Genomic DNA, 22,732 nt, shown 5'->3' with positions numbered 1-22,732 from the left:
TCGCGGTGCGGTTGGGACGATCGCATGTCTCCCCGGATGCCGCTGTCCCCTGGCGTAGCGCTCTGGTACCGTTCGCCGCCGGAAGGGAAGCGATGAACGATCTGCGCAAACGCATGGAAGAGCGGCGAATCGGGTTCGTGGGCGGCGGCAGCATGGCGTCCGCGCTCATCCGGGGCCTCTTGCATTCGGCCATGGTCACGCCCGCTCAAATCCGGGCGAGCGATCTGAAGGAACAGCGGCTCGACGAGCTCCGGCAGACGTACGGAATCGACACCACGGATGACAACGAGGCGCTCGTCCGCTGGGCCGACGTCGTCGTCATCGCCGTGAAGCCGCAGATCGTCGACCGTATCCTCGGCGCCGTCGCGGCCGGGCTGAAGGAGGGCGATGTCGTGATCTCCGTCGCCGCCGGCGTGCCGATCGAGGCCATCGAGGCGCGCCTGCCCGAGCGCACGCGGGTCATTCGATCGATGCCGAACACCGCGGCCATCGCGCTCGCGGGCGCCACGGCCATCGCGCCCGGCTCGCACGCCACGAAAGACGACCTCGAGGTCGCCCGCGCGCTCTTCGAGGCCGTCGGCCGTTGCGTGGTGCTCGACGAATCGCTGATCGACGCGGTCACGGGCCTGTCGGGCAGCGGCCCGGCGTACGTGATGCTCATGATCGAGGCCCTCGCGGACGGCGGCGTCAAGGTCGGCCTCGGCCGCGACACCGCGCTCCTCCTCGCGGCGCAGACCGTGTACGGCGCGGCCAAGCTCCAGCTCGAGACGGGCGAGCACCCAGGGCGCCTCAAGGACATGGTCACGAGCCCCGGCGGCACGGCCATCGCGGGACTGCACACGCTCGAAGCCGGCGGCCTGCGCCGCACGCTCATCGACGCCGTCGAAGCGGCCACGAACCGCGCCGGCGAGCTCGGCGAGCAGATGGCGAAAAAGCTCCGGCGCTAACCTCCCCGCATTCCGTCCTCGTCGCCGATCGAGCGCCCTCTGGCTTTCGGCCGCGCTCTTGCTCGTCCGCACGGCATGTCCCCGCCGTGCTCGATGATTTCCCCATCGCCGTCCGATTCTCCAGGCCTTGACGGTCCTCCCGAGGAGAGCTGTCATGCCGTGAATATGCATTCTCGCCTTGCCCTCTGTTTTTCCCTGCTAACGCTTACCTTCTCCTTCTGCGCGTGCAGTGACACCGACGAAGGCAGCGCTCCTGGCACGACCAAACCCTCGTTCGTGTATCCGCTCGACGACGTCCTGCGCCTCCACCACGTGCAGGCCAAGGCCACGCACAACAGCTTCCACGTGGCGAACCCCGATCTCACGGGCGCCGCGTACGCCGTCGATCACGCGCCGCTCGACGTGCAGCTCTCCGAGCAGGGCGTGCGCTGCATCGAGCTCGACCTCCGGTACGACGAGGCGCTCGGGGATTACAAGGTCGCGCACGTGCCTTTCCTCGACGAAGGCAGCACGTGCGCCACGCTCGGCGCGTGCCTCGGCATCGTGAAGCGCTGGTCGGACGCCCACCCGGCCCACCTACCGCTCACGATCATGCTCGACATCAAGGACCTCGCGCCCGGCGCGAACGCGATCGAGGCTTATTTCGGCACCCTGCACGAGAAGCTCCTCGGGGTTTGGCCGGAAGATCGCGTCGTGACGCCCGACGAGGTGCAGGGCGATTACGCGACGCTCGGCGAGGCCGTGAAGACCGAGGGCTGGCCCACGCTCGGCAAGCTGCGCGGCCGCGTGATCTTCACGATGTACAACCTGACCGACGGGTTTGGCAAGGCGTATTCCCGCGAGGGAACGAGCCTCGCAGGCCGGCTCCTCTTCACCCGGACGGTGCCCACGGATCCGCATGCCGCATGGACGCTCTATGACGATCCCACGGTGACGAAGGTGCTCATCGACGAGGCCGCGGCCGCGAACATGATGGTCCGCACGCGCGCCGAGATCGACCTCGACGCCGCGCTCGCCGGCGACACGAAGTTGCGCGATGCGGCGCTCGCGGGCGCCGCGCATCTCGTCACGACGGATTATCCCGCGCCGATCGACGGCTCCACCTATCACGTGGACATCACGGGCGGCACGCCGGCGCGCTGCAATCCCGTGACGGCGCCTGCCGAATGCACGTCCGAGGCGCTCGAAGATCCTCGGTTCATGAAGCCCTGATCAGCGATAGAGGAACGTCACGCTCCGGTACCGGTCGAGCGTTTCGGGGATGCCTGGACCAATTTCCAGCGCGATCTCCGCGCTCTTCTGGAAGTCGATCCGATCCGTGAGCACGTGGAACCGGCACGCGCTCGTGCGAGCCGAGGGCGGCGTGACCTCGGTGCCCCACCATTGCGCGAACGGCGAGGCGTGAGGGCCGGATTCGAAGTAGAACGCGCCATTCAGGTAATCCTCGGTGCCCGTTCCGACGACCGACGTCACGCCGTCGAGCACGGCGCGCTCGTCACCTTCGAGGAAATTGAGCGGTTCGTCGAAAAGGCTGCCATCACCGATTCCGCGGCCTTCCAGCATGAGGCACGTCCCGGCCCAGCGCCCGCGGCCCGTGACGCTCGCGAGTGGATGCTCGGGCCCCGGCGCGGGCGCGACGGTCTCGTTGCGGACGGCGTGGAGATGGCCGAACGGCTCGCTCGGGACGACCTTTTCGCCTCGAATCGAGAGCGTGAAATCGACCTGCTCCGCGGCCGCGCTCGTCGCCGCGAAGACCGCCTTTTCCTTGAATGGCATCGGGAGCCGCAAGGCGAGACGCGCCGTGCCTCCGTCCTTCGACCCCGCAAGCGCGAGGCTCGCATTCTCCGGCGCATCCAGCGTCGCGGCGAAGAGATCCGAGAACGGCAGCAGAATGGCCGGCGCGGCATCATCATCCCAGGTGACCGAAAGCGTGACGTCACGCAGCGTGGCGAGCTGCGCCTCGGCGACCTCGATGGAAAACGCATGAATCGTGGAAGGACCTGCAAGATCGGCCAGCGTGGTCGTTTGTCCGGGCTCCAGGGTCACGGTCTTGGGCGCGAGGAGCGGCTCGCCCGGGATCACCCCCTCCGCCGTGGACGAGAGGACGGAAATCGCCTGGTCCCGCGCGGCGAGGCGCGCCTCGGCCGCCTTGCGCGGCACGGCCTCCGGGGAAAGGACCGCCCCTGCCTGATGATAATAATATTCCAGCGGCCCGAGCCCATCGAGGGCTATCACGATTTTCTTGGAGAAGACGACCGGATAATACCACGCGAGGTGATTCCCCGGCCCATCACCGAACGGCGGCGCGAACATCTCCCCCGCCGTGCCGTCGATCACCGCGGCGAGCGGCTCCTCCACGACGGGGTTCGCCTCGTCGTCGACCCAGATCCGCAGCACCTCGTCGTTCGCCACGAGCCCGTTCCGCAGCGAGCTCGCCGTGAGCCAGAGCCGCGACAGGTAACCCGAACCCGAAAACCGCGAGAGCACGACGCCCCGCACGTACGCCTCGGGGCACGCGGCCTCGTCGTAAATCGGCGGGATGAGCTGGTTCTCGCTGACGGAGGCCTCGCGGCCGCGGCAGACGAAATGGTTCATGTCGCGGTTTCCACGCTCCACGAAATCGGCCGGCGCAGGCGCGCCGCTCAGGCGATCCTGGCTCCCCGTCTGGACGTACCTCTCCTCGCCGAAGACGGGCAATGCCCGGAAATCCGCGAGCGCCGCGAGCGCGGCTTCGTCCGCGAGCTCCTCGCGCGTGCCTGGCGGCGGGAGCGTCACCACGGGGCGGGGATCATCGCTGCAACCGGCGGCGGAAGCGGCGGCGAGGACGAAAAAGGTGGCGCGTGCGCGGCGGATCGTGCGGTCCATCGTCCGTTCAATGTGCGCCGATGCCGCCCCGGAGGCGAGCGTATTTTTCGTGCGCAGCGGACGAGAAAAGTCGGAACCCGCACTTCTCCGGGCGGCGGGAATGGTGCATCCTTCGAGGCGCGCAATGGAATGGACCATCTCCGACACGATCCGCGTGGAAGACCTGGCGGAGGCCCTCGGGACCACGACCGAGGGCGCGCCGCCGCGGAGCCATCCGCCGGACGCCGAAACGCCAGTGCTGCCGCGCCTGTCGCTTTCGACCGGCGCGATCGAGGGCAAGGCACCCGTGCTCTCCTCGCCGGGCGTCGACCTCACCCTCGTGCGGCAGCTCGGGCAAGGCGGCATGGGGGCCGTCTACCTCGCGCATCAGCGATCCCTCGATCGCCATGTCGCCGTAAAAATACCGCACGACGACGCGCCCCGGAGCGCGTCCTTGGCGATCATTCGCGAAGGCCAGGTCGCCGGGGGGCTCGAACACCCGAACATCGTGCCGGTGCACGCGCTCGGGCTCGACGATACAGGGCGGCCGATCCTGGTCATCAAGCGGATTGAGGGCGTGTCGTGGAGCGACCTCCTCGCGGATGCGAGCCATCCGTTCTGGGAGCTCGCGAGCTTCGGGGGCGAATCACGCCTCGTCGCGCACCTCGAGATCCTGATGCAGGTATGCAATGCATTGCATTTCGCCCATACCCGCGGGATCGTCCACCGGGACATGAAGCCCGACAACGTGATGGTCGGCGAATTCGGCGAGGTGTACCTGCTCGATTGGGGGGTGGCGCGGAAGATCGACACGACGCCGGGCAAGGAGGCGGAGCCGCTCGTCGGGACCCCTGCGTACATGGCCCCGGAGATGGCTTGCGGAAAGCCGCACGAGGTCGACGCGCGGACGGACGTGTATCTGCTCGGCGCGACGCTCCACGAGATCCTCACGGGCAACCCGCCGCACGCGCGGCCGAGCCTTTACGACGCGCTTCTTTCGGCGAGCGCGGGGACGCCGCAGGACTACCCGCCCGAGGCCCCGGACGAGCTCGTCGCGCTCTGCAATGCCGCAATGTCGCGCGATCGGGACGAGCGGCCCCCGAGCGCCGCGACATTCCGCGAGCGCGTGGCCGATTTTCTGCATCACCGCTCCTCGCTCGGAATCGCGAATGCGGCGAGCGAGCGGCTCGCGGCCTTGGAGAAGGCCATGGGTAACGGCGGACCTGAGCTCGTCACCAGCGCGGAAATGCTGGGCGGGCTCAGCGAATGCCGCTTCGGCTTTCTGCAAGCCCTCCGCGAATGGCCCGACAACACGCGCGCCAAGGAGGGGCTCGCGCGGAGCCTCTCGCTCCTCGTCGAGCGCGAGCTCGCCCTGGAAAACCCTGCGAACGCCCGCGCCCTGCTCGAACGAATCGAAGGAGATCGCTCCGCGCTCGAAACGCGCGTCGCCCTGCTGGAAGAAAAAATCGAGGAACGCCGGCGGCTCGAGCGGAGGGCCGCGAAGATGGCCAAGGAGATGGATTCCAGCGTGGGTCGCCGCGCGCGGACGCTCTTCATCAGCGCCGTGGTCGGAACCGGCGCCATCGCAATGGGCGCCCTCTCGATCCGCGAAGCGAACACGCGCCGCCCCTCGTCCTGGGCCGACGTCCTCGTCTTCGACGCGGTGATCCTCGCGCTGTTCCTCGCCGGGCTCTTTTTTGGTCGCAGGCGGCTGCTCACGAACCTCTTCAACCGCCGGCTGCTCTTCACCGTCACGGCCTCGTTCGCGCTGAATGCCCTGCACGACGTGCTCTCCTACGCTCGCGGCGAGCACGTCTGGACCTCGGGCGCGATGGGCCAGCTCATCATCGGCTCTTGCCTCGTGGTCACCGCGATCAACAGCACGCTCGAGCTCCTCTGGCCCGCGGCGATCCAGCTCGCGGGCGGCTTGCTCTCGTTTTACGTCCCCTGGGCGACGGGCGCGATCAGCACGATCGGCACGCTCGTCACGGTCGCGCTCGTCCTCCGGGCATCGAAGCCGAGCGGCGCCGCGGAGACGGCTGACGCGCGGCACGACCGCGTGTAGAATGCGCGCGTCTGACCTCATGAAACTCCTCGCCATCAGCGATCTGCACGTCGGATTTCCGGACAATCGAACCGCCGTCGCGTCCCTCGGCGCGCGGCCCGACGATTGGCTCATCCTCGGTGGGGATCTCGGCGAAACGTTCGAGCACGTACGATTCGTGCTGGATACGCTGGCGCCGCGGTTCCGGAAGCTCGTGTGGGTGCCGGGAAACCACGAGCTGTACGTCAACCCCCACGAGCCGGGCGAGCCCCGCGGCGCCGCCCGATATGCGCGGTACATCGAGCTCTGCCGCGAGCGCGGCGTGCTCACGCCGGAGGATCCATATCCCATCTGGGAAGGCGAGGGCGGCCCGCACCTCATCGTCCCCATGTTCCTGCTCTACGATTACACGTTCCGCCCGGACCACGTGCCCGTGAGCGAAGCCGTCGCCTGGGCCGCGGAGCAAGGCATCGCCGCGGCGGACGAGGTCCTGCTCGATCCCGCGCCCTTTCCGAGCCGGCCGGCGTGGTGCCACGCGCGCGTCGCCGAGACCGAAGCGCGCCTCCGCACAGCGCCCGCGCTGCCGAAGGTGCTCATCAATCATTTCCCGCTGCGCCAGGACCTCGTCTTCCTGCCGCGCGTGCCGCGCTTCTCGCCCTGGTGCGGGACGCGAAAAACCACGGATTGGCACGTCCGCTTCGATGCGCGCGTCGTGGTGCAGGGCCATTTGCACGTCCGGCGGACGGTGCACGTCGACGGCGTCCGCTTCGAGGAGGTCTCGTTCGGATACCCGCGCGAACGCCGGAGCGACCGGTCGATCGACGCTTACGTGAAACAGATCCTCCCGACGCCGGAGATCACGCCTTGAGCCCTCTTTCCTTGCCCTCGGGCGCCGCGCACCTCTGGTACGTCGATCCCGACGCGATCGACGATTGGTACCTGCTCGCGGCCTACCATTCCGTCATGTCTCCCGACGAGGCCCGGCAGCAAGCTCGTTTTCGGTTCGCCGAGGGCCGACGCGAATACCTCGTCACGCGCGCGCTCGTCCGCGCCGTGCTCAGCGCGTATGCGCCCGTCGCCCCGCGCGATTGGGTCTTCGTGCGAAACAGCCACGGCCGCCCGGAGATCGCGGGGCCGAGCGGCGCGCCGAGGGTGCGCTTCAACCTCTCGAACACACGCGGCCTCGTTGCCATCCTCGTCGCGCAGGACCGCGAAGTCGGCCTCGACGTCGAGGACACCCACCGGCGCGGCGAGACCGTCAGCATCGCCGACCGCTTCTTCTCCCCGTTCGAATCCGCCTCGCTACGCCGGCTGCCCGCGCACCGCCAGCGGGATCGATTCTTCGATTACTGGACCCTCAAGGAAGCCTACATCAAGGCGCGCGGCATGGGCCTCGCCATCCCGCTCGATCATTTTTCCTACCACCTCGACGAGACCGGCCCCATTCGTATCTCCTTCGAGCCCGAGCTCCCGGACGCCCCTTCGCGCTGGCAATTCTCGCTCACCTCACTGGGCGGTCGTCATCGCGTGGCGACGGCAATCGAGCGAAGGCCCGGCGAGGGCCCCGTCGCCGTCGAGATGTTTCGTTGTGTCCCGTTCGAGGACGTGCCGCGGTCGCGTGGATGAAGAGGAACCCCAAGGCCTGACGGTTGTCCCAAGGAAGGCGGCGTCTTTTGCGTTTCACGAAGCACGCCCCCCATCCAAGGAAGACCCGATGGCCGACGGATCCCGCTTCCCCAGGCTCGCTCCCCCGTTCGCGATCACCGGCGCCGCCGCCGGCTGGCTCTCCGCGGAGCTGCTCTCGAACCCGCTCCTCGGCGTCACGTACGGCGAGATCAAACCCCTCGCCGCCCTCGGCACCATGCTCATCGCCGCCGTCACCGGCGTCCTCCTGAAAAAGCTCTGCCTCGGGTGGCGATATTCGTACGAGATCGAAACACCCAACGCCGAGACCCGCCCGACGTCGGACCGGACCGGGTATCACGTCCTGGTCGTGCTCCTCGCCGGCGCCGCGGCCGGCGCGATGGTCGCGAGCCTCGACCACGCCAGCGACGGCACGCTCGGCGGCGCCGCGAGCGGGGTCTTCTCCGCGATCCTCTTCTTGCCCGTTTGCCTGCTCATCCTCTCGTCCGCGCGCCGCGCCCAGCGGGCCCGCCTCGGCTCGATCGTCGCGGGCAGCGATCGCCGCGCCGTGTGGGGGATCCTCGCGGCGGCCCTCTCCGCGGCCACGCTGCTCGCGGCCCTCGACTGGCCGGCGGCGCACCTGGAGGAGACCGAAAAGCCCATCCCGGCGCTCTTCATCCTGCTCGCGACAGCCCTCGTGACGCTCGTCGTCCTCGCGGCCGACCTTCGTGCTTTGAAGCGCGCGCAGACGGCGCTCGCGCCGGGGCTAGAGGCCGAGAACGACGGGCCCGCGCCGCTCGTGGACCTTGCCGTTCCGCGCGTCGATCTCGGCCTCGGCGACGACCTCGCCTCGCGCCTCGCGCGGAGCGCCGCCGCGTATCGAGGCCGGGATCGCGCGGTCGAGCTCGTCCAGGGCAATCCAGAGCAGGCCCTCGGCGCGCTCCGGCGCGCGGTTCGGCGCGGGGTCACGAGTCTGGCGCTGATGGGCGTGATCCTGGGCGCGCACGGCCTCGCCCAGTCGTCCTTCGTGGCGAAGCTCTACGCCGAGGCTCGTTGCAACACAGGGTTGCCGGCGCTCCTCTGCCAGACGTACCAGGCGCAGGCTATCCAGTCGCGGTAGCCGTCGTCGCGCCCTCGCCCAGCCACGAGAGCAAGAGCGCGTTGAAGCGGTCCGCCTGGACGAGCGTGAGATCGTGCCCCGCATTCGGCAAGAGCTCCGTCTGGATGTGCGGCGCGACGCGCTTCACCCGCGCGATCGCATCCTTCGCCGAATAAATCGTCTCGTTTTCCCCCAGGATCAGAAACGTCGGCCGCGGCAGCGCCTGGAGCTCCTCGTCACGTAGCACCGTCGGCTGCGCCGTGGGCTTCCACGCGAAACATCGCGCGGCCAGGTAGGAGTCCTCGATCACCTCCTCGACGAGCTTCCGGCCCTCCTCGCCCTTCGCCGCCGTGTCCGCGAGCATCCATTGCATGAAGTTCCGCGTGAGCCACGGAATGGGCAGGGCGGTCAAAATGGCGCGCGCCATCCATTTCACCACGATGGGCAGCACCGTGTTCGCCGGCGCGACGAGCACGAGGCCTCGCACCCGCCGCGGATATCGCAGCCCGTACTGGCTCGCGATCCACCCGCCGTACGAGAGCCCCGCGAGCGCGAACTCCGATCGGATACCGAGGCCCGTCGCGACCTCGTCGAGCCAGTACGCGTAATCGTACCCCTCCTTCGCGAGCCGCGAATAGACGCTCTGGCCGCAGTCGTGGATCCCGTCGATGGCGAAGACCTCGAACCGCTCGGCGAGCTTCGCAATGTTCGGCCCCCATTGCAGCGAGCTGCCGGAGATCCCGTGCAAAAGCACGAGCGGCGGGGCGCCCGCGCGCCCGCTCACCCGGACGAACGTCCGTCCGAGGGACGTTTCGATCGTGCGGCCTTCGCAGGGAACGGGCCAGCGCGCGGCGCGCTCGTCGTAGCGGGCAAGGAACCGTTCGCGGGCCTCGGCGGAGCGGAACGGGTGATGCGGGGGGAAGGTCATCTCAGGACACCCGCGAGGCGATGCGGCGCCGGACCTCGGCCACGAAGGCGTCCGGATCCTCGACCGAGACATAAAGCGTCTCGGTCGGAACGCGGACGAGCACGCGCATCGGCTGGGCCGGCGCGAGGCGAATGCGCACCACGTCGTCGTACGACCCGACAACCGCGACCGTATCGACGAAATTGGTTCGCCATCCGAGCCCGCCGAGCAGCGGCCAGCGCGCGCGCTCGACCGAGGTGACCCGCGAGAGCGGGATGCGCTCGTCGAAGAGCCAGCCAAAACGAACGTGGATCTCGTCGCCTTCGATGTCGACGTACGATCGCTCGGCCGTTCCGCCGAATACGGAGAGGAGTGGCTTGACCCAGGTGCTGCGTCGGATCTCGGTTCGCATGGGGCCCCACGATGGCCATCGTCGCCACACGACGCAAGGCGGCAGGTGACGATTCTACCTCGAAATCACGACCGCCGTCGTAGGCCCGTTCTCCGGGGCGCCGGCCCCCGACGCGCCCTGCCAGCCGGCGGGCACGGGTGGGTCGCTCCAATGGAACAGGGTCTCGGCGTCGATCGGCGAGAGGTTCACGCAGCCGGCGCTGGTCGGCTCGCCGAAACGCTCGTGCCAGTACGCGGCGTGCAGCGCGAAGGGCGGGTTGAAATACTGCGTGTGAGGGACGTCGGCGATCCAGAACGAGCGATCCTCGCCTTTTTCGGGCGACATCGTGGCCGCCTTGTCCTTGAACGTCACGTAAAACGTCCCGGTCGGTGTCGTGCTCGCCTTCACGTTGTCGATCCCCTTCACGGGAACACCGCCGGATCCGGGCGAAATCAGCGTGGCGAACACGGGTTTGAGCCCCTCGTACGCGACGAGCGTGCCTTGCGTGATCCGCACGTGCACCCACTTCGTCCCTTCGCGCACGCCAAACGGCAGCTTTTGCCGCGGCTCGACGACCGTCGCATCGGATTGCTCCACCCACACCGGCTGCCCGCCCTCGCGCTCCTTCGTTTCGAGGTACGTGGCCCCCGCGACCTCGGCCGTATGGCCCGTGAGCATCGCATACGAGCGCGCCGGGAACGACGTGCCGGTGCGCTCCATCGCGCCGCCGTCGAGCCTGCGCCATTTCGCGCGTGGTGATTTGCGGAACCAGGCGAGGGGCAAGGCGACGTCGTCCCCGAGGCGAACGCCGTGGAACGAGCTCGGTCGGAACGAGCGCACGCGGTCGGCGGGCACGACCGTGAGGTCCACCGAGAGCAGGAACGTGCGTCCCTCGGCGGAAAACGCCTTCGTGTACGAGAGCATCGACCCATGCGGGATGTTTTGCCGCACGAGATCGAATCGCCCGGGACGCACCATTTTGCCACCTTCGAGGAACGCGGGCAGCGGGTCGGTCGGCGTGATCGGCTCGGTCTGGGCGAGGTCTTCGTGCGCGGAGAGGAATTTCGACAGCGGCTCGAACTTGCCGGCGGGCCCGAGGAGCCTTTCGATGCGCGCCTGCTCGCGCGGCGTGGGCACGCGGTTGTACATCGGCGCGCCATTGGAGATGGCGTATTTGTAGGGGAAGGGTCCCGCCGCGGGCAACGTCGCGTCGAACGCGGGCCGGACCTCGGGCAGCGGCTCGCGCGAGACGAGCGGGTCGTTGCAGACGTACCCGCGCGGCTCGATCGCCCAGAACCCCCGCGCGCACCCGGCCCCGCGCACGGGTTCGGGCTTTTTCAACGCGACCGACTCGCCGACCCGAATGTACCCGAGGTATCGCTCGCCCTTCTTCTCGGGCGTCGGGTAAATCCAGGGAATGCCCTCGACGGCATAAAGGCGCGGCCCGGAAGGAGCCGCCGGCGCGGGTTCGGCCACGGGCGCGGAGGCGGAAGCGGGAGCGGCGGCGGAAGCGGCGGCGGGCGCGGGAGCGGGCGCGGAAGCGGTTGCAGCCACGACCACGGGCGCCTTCGGCGGCGGCGCGGGCATGAGCGCGGGCTCCGCCGGACCACATCCGAGCGCGAGCACGACGGGAGCGAACGGGAAGCCGCGCATCCTGATCCCGAGCTATGCCCCGGATTCGCTCGCCTGCGCAACTCCGCCGCGCCGAAAAACCCGTAGCATCGCGGAACGCCCCATGGCCCCGCGCGCGACCCTCCCCCCGCCCTCGACCGTCCGCCCCCCGAAGGCCCCGAGCCACCTCCAGGCCGAGCTCCTCGCCGCAGCCTGGGAAGCCTTCTCCGCGCTCCTCTTCGTCTGGACCGTCGTCCCCGACGCCCTCTCCGCAGCCTTGCCCGTCGCCATCACCATCGGCGTCGTCTCCCTCTCCCTCTCCGCCCTCGCCGGCCCAGCGCTCGTCCGCCGCGGATCCCGCGGCCTCTTCGTCGCCGCCCTCGTCCGCACCCTCTCCTGGCCCCTCTCCGTCAGCCCCCTCGTCCCGCACATCGGCTCCCGCGTGCTCTTCGCCGCCGCCGGCTTCGGCCTCATGGCCGGCGGCATCCGTCGCGCCTTCTACCGCCGCTTGAACCCGTTCGCCGACGCTCCCACCGACGCCCGCAACCTCCGCGACAAACTCGCCGAGTCCGCCATGGTCGCCGGCATCGTCGGCGGCCACACCCTCATGCTCTTCTGCGTCGCCTTCCTCCGCACGCAGAGCCCCGTCCTCTTCAAAGCCTGGCTCGAAATCGTCCCGGCCCTCGCCCTCGTCGGCACCATCGGCTTCACGCTCGCCGTCCGCCCCGCCACGCGCCACGTCGCCCGCGCCCTCGCCGCGGGCCCGAACGGCGACCGCGCCATGCACGAGCGCGCCATCGCCCAGGCCGAGGCCCTGCCGAACACCCTCTCCTACCTGAACTTCACCGTCTGGTCGGCCTTCATCACGATCGGCGTCTTTTACGCCCGACCCGGCCGCGCCGCCTGGTCCGTCGCCGACGCCGTCATGGAGATCTGCCTCGGCATCCTCTTCGCCTTCGGCGTCTCCTTCTACCAGCGCGGCTGGGACCTCGACACCGTCGCGCCCCTGCTCGAACGGCTGCGAGCCTGGACCGGCCGGGGCGCGGCCATGCTCGCCGAGCCCATCACCCTGCGCCGCCGCATGCTGCGCGATTTCGGCCTGCCGCTGCTCTTCACCACCACGCTCTCCCTCTTCTCCTCCGTCGGTCTCTACCGCGCCCTCTCCGTCGGCAGCGATCTCCGCCAGGACATCGACGCCATCGCCGCCCTCATCGCCGCCTTCGCCACCATGGTCGTCGCCGCATTCGGCGTCGTGGCCCGCGCCGCGCGTGAACTCAGCCGCCCCCTCGCCGTCCTCGCCGGCGCCGCCGATCTCGTGGCCGGTGGCGCACTCGACGCCGCAGCGCCGCCCGTCACCGGGCCCGTGGAAGTCGTCGGCCTCGGCGAGAGCATCGAGCGGATGCGTGTGCGGCTCGCCGGCACCATCGCCGAGCTCGAACGCGAGCGTGCCGGTCTCGAAGAAAACGTCGTAGCTCGCACAGCCGAGCTCACGAAGACATTGGACGAGCTCCGCCGCGCCCAAGCCGCGCTCGTCCAGGGCGAGCGTCTCGCCTCGATCGGCGAGCTCTTCGCCGGCGTCGCGCACGAGATCTACAACCCCCTCACGGCCATCGCCGGCGCCGCAGCCCCCCTCGAACGCCTGTCCTCGGAGCTCGGGCAAACCCTCGCCGCCTTCCGCGCCGCCCTGCCGGAACTCTCGCCAGCGCGGCGAAACGAGCTCGAAAGCACGATGAAGGAGCTCGACGTCGACGCCGCGCTCGAAGACCTCGTCGGCATCTCGCACCTGCTCCGCCGCGCCAGCGATCGCGCCGTCCGCATCGTCGGCAACCTGAAAAGTTTTTCCCGGTCACCCGGCGAGGTCGTGCCCACGGACCTCGTGGCCGGCATCGAGGAGACCCTGGTGCTGCTCGGCCGCCGTCTGCGCGACGCGGGCATCGAGGTCGAAAAACGTTACGGCGACGTGCCCGAGGTCCTCTGTCGCTCAGGCGAGATGAGCCAGGTCTGCATGAACCTGCTCGTCAACGCCATCCAAGCCGTCGAGAGCGACGGGCGCTCCGGCAAACCGACCCCGCGCATCGTCATCGAGGCCCGTCGCGACGGCGGCGCAGCCCTCGTCGCCGTCAGCGACAACGGCCCAGGCGTCCCCGAAGACATCGCCTGCCGCATCTTCGAGCCCTTCTTCACCACAAAACCTCGCGGCCAAGGCACCGGCCTCGGCCTGTCGATCTCGAGCGACATCGCCCGGCGGCACGGCGGCGCGCTGTCCCTGGAGCGCGCCGAGAGCGGCGGCGCACGGTTCGTCTGTCGAATCCCGCTGGCCTGATCGCTCGCTGTCCCGTCGCGCCGGGGCTCTGCCCCGGGCCCCGCGGGGGCTGTTCGCCCCTCGACCCGAACCAGGGCAAGCCCTGGACCATTTGGGGAAGAACTGCGCGATGCGCAGTTCTTCCCACAGGCCCGTGGCAAGACCAGAGACAGCGTTGCCAGTCACGGCGGTCTTGGTTGGCAGGGCCTTCGTTGGTCTTGACCTGGCCTGTTCGATGAACTGCGCATCGCGCAGTTCATCGACCCCGAGTCCAGCGCTTGCGCTGGTCCGGGTCCAGGGGCGGACAGCCCCTGGTGGGGCCTGGGGCAAAGCCCCAGTGCAGCGGCTTCGACACGAGACAGCCGTCAGATCCCCAGCATCCAGATCGTTCCATCCCGACAAGCTGCCACCAGCTTGTCATCGCCTGCTGGCTGGATCGCCACCGGCGCTGCGCATAGCTTCTCGCTCACGAGCGCCACGTTCCCATCTGGCCGCGCCACCCCGACGCGCCCGTTTTGCCGCGCGAACGCCACGCGCCCCTCTGCGTCCACGATCATCGCTGGGCTCGGCCGTGCATCGGCTGGCGCGTTGAAAAATCCTGTCGCCGCTGCCGTCCCGGCCGGCGCCGCCGGATCTGGGGCCGCCGGCTGCGCCCCCTTGTCGAGCACCATCCGCAGCCGCTCGTTGCCTGCTGCGTCCACCCCGAAGAGCAGTCCCGTCGACGTCGAAAACATCGCGAACCCCCGCGGGTGGATCGTCACCGGCTCGTCGTACGTCCCGAGCCCCACGTCGCCGGCCCGCACGTGCGTGAGCCCCGTCTTGAGGTCGAGCCCCACGAGGGTCTTGCCGTTCACCACTGCGAGCAGCGTCCGCCCGCCTTCGAGCGCTGCTCCGCGCCGCAGCGGCCCGCCGAACGTCCCGACCTTCTTTGGCGGGTTCGGCGGCCGGAACACGTAGACACCGCCGGCCTCGCCCGTTGCGATCGTCCCTTCTGGACCCTCGATCAGCGCCCCCACCGCACGCTCCGGCAAGCTTGCCCGCGCCCGCACCCCGCCGTTCGCGTCGAGCTCCACGAGTGCCCGTCCCCCGACGACCACGCTTCCGTCCGAACGCGCGAGCGGCGCCACGTCGAGATCGCGGCCTCGTTGCCCGAGCGGCGTCGCGAACTGCACCCGACCGTCCCGCCCGAGGCCTACCGCCGCGCCCGCGCTCGTCACGAGCAGGATCGTCCCGTCGCTCGTCAGCACGGGCGGCGCGATGGCTGGCGCGCTGCCGAGCCGCGTCCGCCACACCTCCTTGCCGTCCGGCGAATACGCGACCACCTCCGGCACCGTCAGCGCCGTGTAGATCCGCCCCGTCTCGTCCACGACCGGCGGCACCTCGATCGTCCCGCCGAGGTGCCTCCGCCACTTGTCGACCGGCGGAAACGGCAGCCTCGATCGACTCTGCCCCGTGCGCCGCGCGTCCACTCGCTCGCTTGGCGCGTGCCCGCGCGGCGGACCTACGACCACCGTGTACGGCCGCGTCGTGTCGATGCCTTCCGCGTGCGCGATCTCCGGCGCCGGCTGCGCGCAAAACCCTGCCACCACGGCGAGGGCTGCCCCGAGGCGCGACGGTGTCTTCATGCTCATTTCCGCTCTCCGGGCATCGTGAACGCCACCTGGATCTCCGGCACCACGCTGCTACCCGGCGCGCTGAACGGTTTTCCGAGTTGACCGTACGCCGTGATCACGTCGCCCGCCTTCGCCGGGTTCGGGAAGCCGTGCACGAGCCGCACCCGGCAAGGACCTTGTCCCTTCGGACACCCCTCCTTCGCCGGCACGTCGAGCAAGAAGATCGTCTGGTGGTTCTGCGTCCGCGCCTCGACGATCTCGCCCGACACCACCGCGGCCTTGCCCACGTCACTCGCCTGCGTCGAGGCGAACGCCGTGTAGCCGAGCGGTTTGTCCGTCATGAACTCGTGCGCCGCGGCCGCGAGCTTCTCCACGCGCCGCACCGCGATCGGCACGATCCGCGGCGCCATCCCGGGCGCCTTCGCGCGCACCTCGATGTTCGTCGATCCCACCGACGACACGCTCATCCGCTGCGCGAACGATCCGTCCGCGGACACCTGGATCGGCTTGCCCGCCGCGAGCACCTCCGCGCCCTTCATCGTGCGCCCTGCGAGCACGAACGTCTCGCCGTCCACGATCACGCGCGGCCCCGGCGCGTCGATGTGCAGCGGCACGATCCCCACCGCGACGTCGACCGCGCCCTCCTCGCGCGTGCCGCCTTCCGTCTGCACCACGTACGGCACGCGGCGCTTGAGCGTCGCGGGTTCGTCCGCGGGCCCCGTGCAATCCGCGGCCACGTCGATCACGTGCACCGCGGGCCCGTCCTTCACCGCCGCGGGCTTGCCGTCGATCGTGATCTCCGTCCCGCCCACGGCCTCGACCGCCACGTGCACCGACGGTTTTTCATTCGCGAGCCCCGTGAGATCCGGCCGCAGCCGGTAACTCACGTGCACGCTCACGCCGACGGACTCGTCGCGCCCGCTGCCCGGCCTGTCGATCGAGACCTTGAGCCGGTTCTCGCCGAGCGCGAGCGGCGCGGGCAAGGTCACGAGGGCCGTGTGTTTCTTGATGTCCGCGCTCGCCGCGCCGATCTGCACCTTCGTGCCGTCGGGGCAGCTCTTGCACTCGATCTCCACGGCCTCGCGGCCCTCGGGCGTGGCCTTCACCCGCGCCGTGAGCGGAGGCGGGCTGCTGTAGAGCAACGTGAAGACGACGGCGAACACCACGAGCAAACCCGCCGTGATGATCACCGGCAGCGCGCGCTTTCGGTTCTTGCGCGCGCGCTCGCGCACGACCTCGCCGCCGCGCGGCTGCATGGGCGGCAAGACGAGGCGCTTGCGCGCGAGCTTGTCGCGGGAGCTCGGCCGCGGGTTCTTGCCGCGGTACCGCTCCATCTCGTCGGGCATGATCGTCGCGCCGAGCTCGTGTGGCATCTCGCGCTCGCGACCCGCAGGTTCGCCGTCGACGATCGGCGCACTCGCGCGGAGCGGCGCGATGCCCGGCCGCGCCACGCCGAGCAACGTGCCCTCGGCAGGCGGCGGCGCCTTGACGGCGGGCGCAGCGGAAGGCGAAGCGGCGTTCGGGACGGCGACGCCGAGCAACGTCTGCGCGGGGGCGTGCGCCGGCGCGGGCTTCCGGCCTTCGGACGGCGCGAGGGCAGGCATGCCGACGATCGTGCGGTTCTCGGGCGACGGCGGGACGACGGGCCTCGCCGGGCCATTCGAGCCGGGTTTCACGAGGGTCGGCGCGTCGGGATCAACCGCCATCGACGCGTTCGGGCCCTTGGCGAGGTCCGACAGCGACACGCCCACCATCGTGCGCGCGGTGGCGGCGCCTTTCTGCGCCGACGCGAGCGTGGCCAGCGCAAAGCCGCACCCGCCACAGGTGGCGGCGCCGGGGCTAGCCTTGGTCCCGCACTCGGGGCAGTGCATCAGGGCGGATACTACCGTGGAAGCTCGCCAGGGGAAGCCCCCCCTGGCCTGGGCCGTCGCGCCGGGGCGCTGCCCCGGGCCCCGCGGGGGCTGTTCGCCCCTCGACCCGAACCAGGGCAAGCCCTGGACTCGGGGTGGAAGAACTGCGCGATGCGCAGTTCTTCCAACGGGCCGGTGGGACGGTGTTGCTGAGCGCAGTGGCAGCGCGGCTGTCTGGTCGTGTCAATCGAGTGCGAACGCCTGCGCGGTCGTCCTTGCATCGGCGCGAAGGCGCCCGGGACACGTGCACAGCGCGGGGTGCGCCGGAGCCAATGGGGCCGTGACGACGTGAGCAGCGCCCCTGCGTCGATGCAAGCGCGGATAGGAACACGTCAGGGCGACGCTGGGACGCGCGCAAGTGCTCCCGCGCCGCGTGCTCGGCGTCCGTTGAACGCGTGCAAGGCACGCGGCGCAGGTCGTTTGGAGCGCCTTGCACGCGTGGAACACCCACCGAGCAGCCGCCATCGGGCGATTCGCACGCGCGCAAGGCGCGTCGTGCTGGCCGCGTGGTCCAAGGCACGACCGTCCGTCCGTCCGACTCGGTGACGAGCGCGCTCACGTGCCTGTCGAAAGATCCCCGGGCACGCGGGCAGCGCGCGCGGCCCAGGAGGATCTCGCGAGGTCGTGGGGGTCATTGCCCTCGACCAACGCGGCGCAGTCCGCCACGCAGGTGTCGCAGAGGAAGATGCCCTTGGGCCCTTTGATCAGCTTCTTCACGCTCGCTTGCGGGAGGTCGCAGAACGAGCACGCGACGTCCGCATGGCGTGAGCCACGACGAACGTCCGGGATGATGTGTGCTAGCCTCGAGCTATCCATTGTCGAGGGGGGCGCGTCGTCTCGCGTTACGAGGATGCAAGCGGCGCGTGGGCGCACACGTTCGACGGCGCATGCAATCATCGAGGAATGCACGCATGGAAATCCTTTTCGATGCAGACGTGCTGAACGAATTCGAAACGCTTCACGATGAGGCCATCAAGTTGACCGCCGCAGGAAACGTAGGCGCCGCCATTCCCATGATCCAGCTTGGCCTATCCATTCTCGAAAACACCTTTGGGCCGGAGCCTCTTCAGGTGGCGTATGCACTGAAGAACGCCGCGGATCATTACGACAATCAGCACGCAGACCACCGGGCGAATTTGCTCTATCAACACGCGATCCTCCTCGTTGAAAAAGCAACGGGACCGGACAGTCCGGAGATGTTCTCGTGGCTGACTCATTTGGCCAGGCGGTACAGATCACGCGGAGATCATCGGGCCGCAGAACCATTGCTCGCCCGCGCGATTCAATGTATGGCGCGAGGTGCGGACCCGGAAGATCCCATTGGCAGCGGCTTCGGATGGGCCATCGAAGAAGGTCAGCTGCTCCACGCAGAAGCGGCCAAGCTCCGTGATCGAGGTCATTATGATGCAGCCATTTTTCTCGCAAAAAGCGCACGCACATTGCTGGAGAATGGCTTCGGAGGCCCCTCTGACTTGTCTTCGACATCGAGTTACATCCTGGGAACGACGTACGCGCGAAAGAAAGACTACCCCAACGCCGAACTGGAGCTCCGACGCGCGATTGTCAGTGGCGAAAAATTGTTGTCACCACACCATCTCACATTGGCCACTCCGCTCCAGGATCTTGCAAGACTGTATGCCGCAAAGGAAGACTACGCCCAAGCCGAAGCACATTACGCAAGAGCCATCGACATCTTGAAAAAGACGTGTGGACCCAACGACCCTCGCGTTGGGATGGCGCTCGATCGATTTGCGGAAATGTACTTCCTGAAAAACGATTACGCCAAAGCCGAATCGCTGTGCCGGGAGGCGCTCGCCATCCTCGAACGAGCGCTGGGACCAAACCATGCCCTTGTTGCGAAGCTATCCTTCCAGATCGGGGTATTGCGCGAATTTCAGATGGATTCCACCTGGACCCAGTTGCGCTACGAGCTCGCGCTGTCCACGATGGAGAAAGCGGTCGGTCGCGATCATCCCGCGGTGGCGTCCATGCTCGACCGCATGGCAATCGTCAAGACCAACGAAGGACATTACGACCATGCCATTTCGTTGGCTCGACGAGCAATTGCCACACGACAAGCAGCATTCGGAATGAGCCATCCGGGCATCACGGACTCACTCCTCGTATTGGCTGACATTCAAAACCAAAAGGGAGACTTCGACGAGGTAGAGCGTCTTTGTCGGCGGGTCATCGACATCAACGAAAAGACAACGGAAGCGTGCCATCCCGGTGTATCGCACGCCATGAACCTTCTCGCGGATCTCTTGCTCCGCCGAAAGAAAGACTTCGATGCTGCGGAGGCACTTTTTCAGCGCTCGCTGGCCATGACCGTGGAGACATTTGGAGCAGACAACCCCGACGTTGCGATTTCGTGGAACAACCTCGCCATGCTTTACAGTTACAAGAAGCAATTTTCGAAGGCCGAGGAATATTTTTTCCAGGCGCTGACCATTGGCGAAAGAGCACTCGGGGCGGGGCATCTGCAAGTGGCCGTTCTTCTCCGCAATCTCGCGACGATGTATATCGTCTGGGGCAAGCCGGAACATGCCGTGAAACACCTCGCACGGACGGTGCACACAGAAGATCGGCATATTGCGATGCGTTTGACCGTCGGGTCGGAGGAGCAAAAGCGGAAGCACATGAACCTCCTCTGGCGCTCGACGAACGACGCCATTTCACTTGTCGCCCACGACGCCCCCAACGCCTCGCAATCGAAGGAACTCGCTCTTCGGACCATTTTAAATCGTAAAGGTCGAGTGCTCGATACGATGACCGACAACTTCTCCACGCTGCGCCGATTCTTGACGACGGCGGATGGCAAGCTGTTCGAGCGCCTGCAGCGCGTCTGCGCGGAGCATTTCGCCCTCGTGTGGCGCGGATCCATCCGTCCGCCCAAGGTCGAAGACCTGTTGGCCCGCGCGCGTCTCGATCAAGAACGGCAACAACTCGAAATCGCCATGAGTCATCGGTGCGGCGAGCTGCGGGGCGAGCTGCAACCGGTGACGATTGAGCAAGTGCAAGCTGCAATCCCCGAAGGTGCAGCGCTCGTGGAGCTATTCCTCTATGTACCCGTCGTTCATGATACCGACGAATTCAAACCCGGTCGTTATGTTGCCTATGTGCTACTTCGCGATGGCGCGATTTCCTGGGTGGACCTCGGCGAATCCGATGCCATTCACAAGCTGACCGTGGAGTTTCTCGCGGCACTTCGACGACCCACGCCGACGACGCGCGAATTCGGTGATGTCGACACTGCCATTGCGGAGCATCGCACAGCGGCCCGAACGCTCGATGCTCTCATCATGCAACCCATCCGGCGTTTGCTCGGCCCAATTCGTAAGATTCTCTTGAGTCCCGATGCCTTGCTGAACATCGTGCCGTTTGGTGCGCTCATCGATGAAGATGGTCGCTACGTCATCGAAAATTACGAATTAAATTAATTGGCAAGTGGCCGCGATCTCTTACGCCTTGCGGACCACTTCCAATCGCGCCAAGGTCCCGTCGTCATTGCCGCCCCCGATTACGAACATATCACGCCCATTGCTCCGGATGCGCAGGAGAGCGTCGCGCGGGACCCTACTCGTGATGCGCTGCGTGGGTTGTCTTTCCGTCCGCTTCGCTTTGCCGCGCAAGAAGGTCGCGCGATTGCACGAAAGATCGACGGTTCCACGTTGCTGATGGGAGAGGCGGCCACCAAAGGCGCCTTGATGAAGGTAGCCGGGCCAAAGCTGCTCCACATTGCGACGCATGGCTTTTTTCTGCAGGGCCCATCGACGCAGGAAGCGCCCTCGCCATTCGATGAGGGTTTGTTCGGTTTTGATCGCCCCACGCATTTCAAATCGAACGTGGACAACCCGCTCTTGCGTTCGGGCATCGCGCTCGCTGGTGCAAATCGCGGGCACGAGAATCAGGCGCTCGGCATTCTGACGGCGTTCGAGGTTTCGCAACTCGACCTGCTGGGGACGAAGCTCGTGATATTGTCGGCGTGCAAAACGGGCCTGGGTGAAATCGCCAGCGGTGAAGGTGTCTATGGATTGCGTCGAGCCCTCAGCATTGCCGGCGCGGAGACGCAGGTCATGAGTCTATGGAGCGTGGATGATGCGGCGACGTGTGAATTGATGGAGGCTTATTACGACAAGTTGCTTGCGGGGGAGGGGCGCGTAGAAGCCTTGCGTCGAGCCCAGCTCGAAATGCTAGGCCACCCTGATCTCGCGCATCCGTATTACTGGGCTTGCTTCATTGCGTCGGGAAATGATGCGCCCCTCCGCTCATCTGCGGAGACCGTTGACGAGGGGGGCCGCCCTGACTCGGCCTCTAGCGAGCGTCGCTGACCGCGGCGGGCTCGGCGCGCACCATTTTTGCAAAGTGCGTATCGAGCCAGCGCTCGGCCTCCGCGAGATCGGGCGTGCTGCGAAACGCCTCGGCGCGCTTGAGCACGTCGATGAGCAGCTTCTCTTCGTGGACGGGGTAGGCCAGAGACAGCTCTCCGTGCGCGAGGTGCGTTTCCCAGCGGGCGCGCACCGCGGCCCAGAACGCGGCGGTCTCCTTCCAGTAGCGCTGAGCCGCGCTGAGCGGATCGTCGATGCGGGTGTACTCGTTGAAGCCGAATTCCCGAACCAGCGGGCGCTCGACACCGTCGCGGCGGATGACCTTGGTGTTGTCCTGCTCGTGGGTCCAGCCCAGCGGCGTGATGGTGTGCCGGTTCTCGGCGACAATCAGATCGTAGTCTTTGCGCTTGGAATACTCGCGGCGCGGGAGCGGGCGCAGCGTCGTCTCCGAGGTCCAGGTCGACGAGCTCTTCTGATGCACCCAGGTGCCGCTGCCGGCATAACGTGGCGCATCGTTGACTTCGTAGACGAGCTGGGTCCACGTGCCTGCGCGTTCCTGCTCGCTGCGCGTGCGCCGGTCGAACCGCTGCGCGCCGAGGAACCGGAAGTGATCAGGCGCCTCGTAAACCCACACCTGGCGCCAGTGCTTCACCACCATGCCCGCGGGAAGCACCAAGAGGTGCTGGAGCTCGATGCGTCGCGGCTCGTCGCTCACCACCACCACGGCCTCCGTGCCGGTCACGTCCTTCGAGGGGCGCGGGAGGTAGCCCGGCTCGAGGAGCGTTGTCTCGTCGAAGTGGAACGACACGCGGTAGCTGCCGGCCATCGAGAGGATCGCGCGGCGGTCGCAGTCGAAGGCAGCAACGCCCGGGCCGCACCAGGCCTCGGTGCGGGGGACTCCATGGGCGAGCCGCTCGGCTCGCGAGCTCCCTGCATGTCCACATCCCACGAGCATCGTCGTCGCCAGAGCCAGAGCCACAGTGCGCATGCGGAGGCTCGTAGATGAAGTTGCTAATGAAAGTCAATATCTATGAAGGGCACCGCACGAAACGAACGCGCGCAGCCTTTCGCCGCTGCGATTGGCAACGCCGTCTCTGGTCTTGCCACCGGCCC

At 67.8% G+C, this 22,732-nt stretch carries 15 protein-coding genes and 1 pseudogene; 8 read left to right on the top strand and 8 right to left on the bottom strand.

Annotation, left to right across the window (positions count from 1 at the left end; translation table 11 throughout):
• The first annotated feature begins 92 nt into the window (after positions 1-92).
• Together proC and KEG38_RS34915 are read left to right on the top strand one after the other, a co-directional pair.
• Positions 93-947 (top strand): pyrroline-5-carboxylate reductase, encoded by an 855-nt coding sequence (gene proC / locus KEG38_RS34920; RefSeq protein ID WP_272424614.1) that lies wholly within the window; start codon positions 93-95, stop codon positions 945-947.
• A 165-nt stretch (positions 948-1,112) separates the two neighbouring features.
• Positions 1,113-2,159: a Ca2+-dependent phosphoinositide-specific phospholipase C gene (locus KEG38_RS34915; protein ID WP_272424714.1), complete on the top strand. Its 1,047-nt coding sequence runs from the start codon at positions 1,113-1,115 to the stop codon at positions 2,157-2,159.
• On the opposite strand, the gene KEG38_RS34910 is transcribed toward KEG38_RS34915, so the two are convergent.
• Positions 2,160-3,812, bottom strand: a complete 1,653-nt coding sequence (locus KEG38_RS34910; protein ID WP_272424612.1) for a DUF2961 domain-containing protein — start codon at positions 3,810-3,812, stop codon at positions 2,160-2,162.
• Positions 3,813-3,936: 124 nt separating this feature from the next.
• Here KEG38_RS34910 and KEG38_RS34905 point away from each other — a divergent pair, with 124 nt between their 5' ends.
• The 4 genes from KEG38_RS34905 to KEG38_RS34890 all read left to right on the top strand — a co-directional run bounded on the left by KEG38_RS34905 (position 3,937) and on the right by KEG38_RS34890 (position 8,578).
• Complete coding sequence (locus KEG38_RS34905) at positions 3,937-5,856, top strand: serine/threonine-protein kinase (protein ID WP_272424611.1); 1,920 nt, start codon at positions 3,937-3,939, stop codon at positions 5,854-5,856.
• A 19-nt stretch (positions 5,857-5,875) separates the two neighbouring features.
• Positions 5,876-6,703 carry a metallophosphoesterase family protein gene (locus tag KEG38_RS34900; RefSeq protein ID WP_272424609.1) on the top strand — a complete coding sequence of 276 codons (828 nt, stop codon included), beginning with the start codon at positions 5,876-5,878 and terminating at the stop codon, positions 6,701-6,703.
• The gene (locus KEG38_RS34895) at positions 6,700-7,461 is read left to right on the top strand and encodes a 4'-phosphopantetheinyl transferase family protein (RefSeq protein WP_272424608.1); all 762 of its coding nucleotides are present in this window, start codon (positions 6,700-6,702) and stop codon (positions 7,459-7,461) included. Before KEG38_RS34900 ends, KEG38_RS34895 begins: the two co-directional genes overlap by 4 nt.
• Before the next feature lie 88 nt (positions 7,462-7,549).
• Positions 7,550-8,578, top strand: coding sequence for a hypothetical protein (locus tag KEG38_RS34890; RefSeq protein ID WP_272424606.1), 1,029 nt, complete (start codon positions 7,550-7,552; stop codon positions 8,576-8,578).
• On the opposite strand, the gene KEG38_RS34885 is transcribed toward KEG38_RS34890, so the two are convergent.
• From KEG38_RS34885 to KEG38_RS34875, 3 genes are read right to left on the bottom strand one after another with little or no spacing between them, the layout of a single operon-like run.
• A complete protein-coding gene (locus tag KEG38_RS34885; protein ID WP_272424605.1) occupies positions 8,562-9,485 on the bottom strand; it encodes an alpha/beta fold hydrolase in 924 nt (307 codons plus the stop codon). The genes KEG38_RS34890 and KEG38_RS34885 overlap by 17 nt on opposite strands.
• Before the next feature lies 1 nt (position 9,486).
• Positions 9,487-9,876 (bottom strand): hypothetical protein, encoded by a 390-nt coding sequence (locus KEG38_RS34880; protein WP_272424604.1) that lies wholly within the window; start codon positions 9,874-9,876, stop codon positions 9,487-9,489.
• A gap of 54 nt (positions 9,877-9,930) precedes the next feature.
• A complete protein-coding gene (locus KEG38_RS34875) occupies positions 9,931-11,508 on the bottom strand; it encodes a L,D-transpeptidase (protein ID WP_272424603.1) in 1,578 nt (525 codons plus the stop codon).
• A gap of 82 nt (positions 11,509-11,590) precedes the next feature.
• On the opposite strand from KEG38_RS34875, the gene KEG38_RS34870 reads away from it, so the two are divergent.
• The gene (locus KEG38_RS34870; RefSeq protein ID WP_272424602.1) at positions 11,591-13,789 is read left to right on the top strand and encodes a sensor histidine kinase; all 2,199 of its coding nucleotides are present in this window, start codon (positions 11,591-11,593) and stop codon (positions 13,787-13,789) included.
• A gap of 344 nt (positions 13,790-14,133) precedes the next feature.
• On the opposite strand, the gene KEG38_RS34865 is transcribed toward KEG38_RS34870, so the two are convergent.
• The 3 genes from KEG38_RS34865 to KEG38_RS34855 all read right to left on the bottom strand — a co-directional run bounded on the left by KEG38_RS34865 (position 14,134) and on the right by KEG38_RS34855 (position 18,107).
• Entirely contained in the window at positions 14,134-15,393 is a 1,260-nt protein-coding gene (locus KEG38_RS34865) for an outer membrane protein assembly factor BamB family protein (RefSeq protein WP_272424600.1), read from the bottom strand.
• Between the two features lie 2 nt (positions 15,394-15,395).
• Positions 15,396-17,252, bottom strand: coding sequence for a zinc ribbon domain-containing protein (locus KEG38_RS34860; protein ID WP_272424599.1), 1,857 nt, complete (start codon positions 17,250-17,252; stop codon positions 15,396-15,398).
• A 594-nt stretch (positions 17,253-17,846) separates the two neighbouring features.
• On the bottom strand, positions 17,847-18,107 hold the full coding sequence (locus tag KEG38_RS34855) for a ClpX C4-type zinc finger protein (protein ID WP_272424598.1): 261 nt from the start codon (positions 18,105-18,107) through the stop codon (positions 17,847-17,849).
• Between the two features lie 71 nt (positions 18,108-18,178).
• Here KEG38_RS34855 and KEG38_RS34850 point away from each other — a divergent pair.
• Positions 18,179-21,622, top strand: a pseudogene (locus KEG38_RS34850) (CHAT domain-containing tetratricopeptide repeat protein).
• On the opposite strand, the gene KEG38_RS34845 reads toward KEG38_RS34850, so the two are convergent.
• A complete protein-coding gene (locus KEG38_RS34845; RefSeq protein WP_272424597.1) occupies positions 21,606-22,607 on the bottom strand; it encodes a DUF6607 family protein in 1,002 nt (333 codons plus the stop codon). The pseudogene KEG38_RS34850 and the gene KEG38_RS34845 sit on opposite strands and share 17 nt — an antisense overlap.
• Positions 22,608-22,732: the final 125 nt, after the last annotated feature.

It is taken from the genome of Polyangium jinanense (genome assembly GCF_028435265.1).
GTDB lineage: Bacteria > Myxococcota_A > Polyangia > Polyangiales > Polyangiaceae > Polyangium > Polyangium jinanense.
Note: the sequence above shows the minus strand (reverse complement) of the source record. Positions and strands in the feature narration are given on the sequence as shown.

Coding starts and splice junctions, on each gene's coding strand:
- KEG38_RS34860 (WP_272424599.1), bottom strand. CDS start 17,252: ATGCACTGCCCCGAGTGCGGGACCAAGGCTAGCCCCGGCGCCGCCACC.
- KEG38_RS34855 (WP_272424598.1), bottom strand. CDS start 18,107: ATGGATAGCTCGAGGCTAGCACACATCATCCCGGACGTTCGTCGTGGC.
- KEG38_RS34845 (WP_272424597.1), bottom strand. CDS start 22,607: ATGCGCACTGTGGCTCTGGCTCTGGCGACGACGATGCTCGTGGGATGT.
- proC (WP_272424614.1), top strand. CDS start 93: ATGAACGATCTGCGCAAACGCATGGAAGAGCGGCGAATCGGGTTCGTG.
- KEG38_RS34915 (WP_272424714.1), top strand. CDS start 1,113: ATGCATTCTCGCCTTGCCCTCTGTTTTTCCCTGCTAACGCTTACCTTC.
- KEG38_RS34870 (WP_272424602.1), top strand. CDS start 11,591: ATGGCCCCGCGCGCGACCCTCCCCCCGCCCTCGACCGTCCGCCCCCCG.
- KEG38_RS34865 (WP_272424600.1), bottom strand. CDS start 15,393: ATGAAGACACCGTCGCGCCTCGGGGCAGCCCTCGCCGTGGTGGCAGGG.
- KEG38_RS34885 (WP_272424605.1), bottom strand. CDS start 9,485: ATGACCTTCCCCCCGCATCACCCGTTCCGCTCCGCCGAGGCCCGCGAA.
- KEG38_RS34905 (WP_272424611.1), top strand. CDS start 3,937: ATGGAATGGACCATCTCCGACACGATCCGCGTGGAAGACCTGGCGGAG.
- KEG38_RS34890 (WP_272424606.1), top strand. CDS start 7,550: ATGGCCGACGGATCCCGCTTCCCCAGGCTCGCTCCCCCGTTCGCGATC.
- KEG38_RS34910 (WP_272424612.1), bottom strand. CDS start 3,812: ATGGACCGCACGATCCGCCGCGCACGCGCCACCTTTTTCGTCCTCGCC.
- KEG38_RS34900 (WP_272424609.1), top strand. CDS start 5,876: ATGAAACTCCTCGCCATCAGCGATCTGCACGTCGGATTTCCGGACAAT.
- KEG38_RS34875 (WP_272424603.1), bottom strand. CDS start 11,508: ATGCGCGGCTTCCCGTTCGCTCCCGTCGTGCTCGCGCTCGGATGTGGT.
- KEG38_RS34880 (WP_272424604.1), bottom strand. CDS start 9,876: ATGCGAACCGAGATCCGACGCAGCACCTGGGTCAAGCCACTCCTCTCC.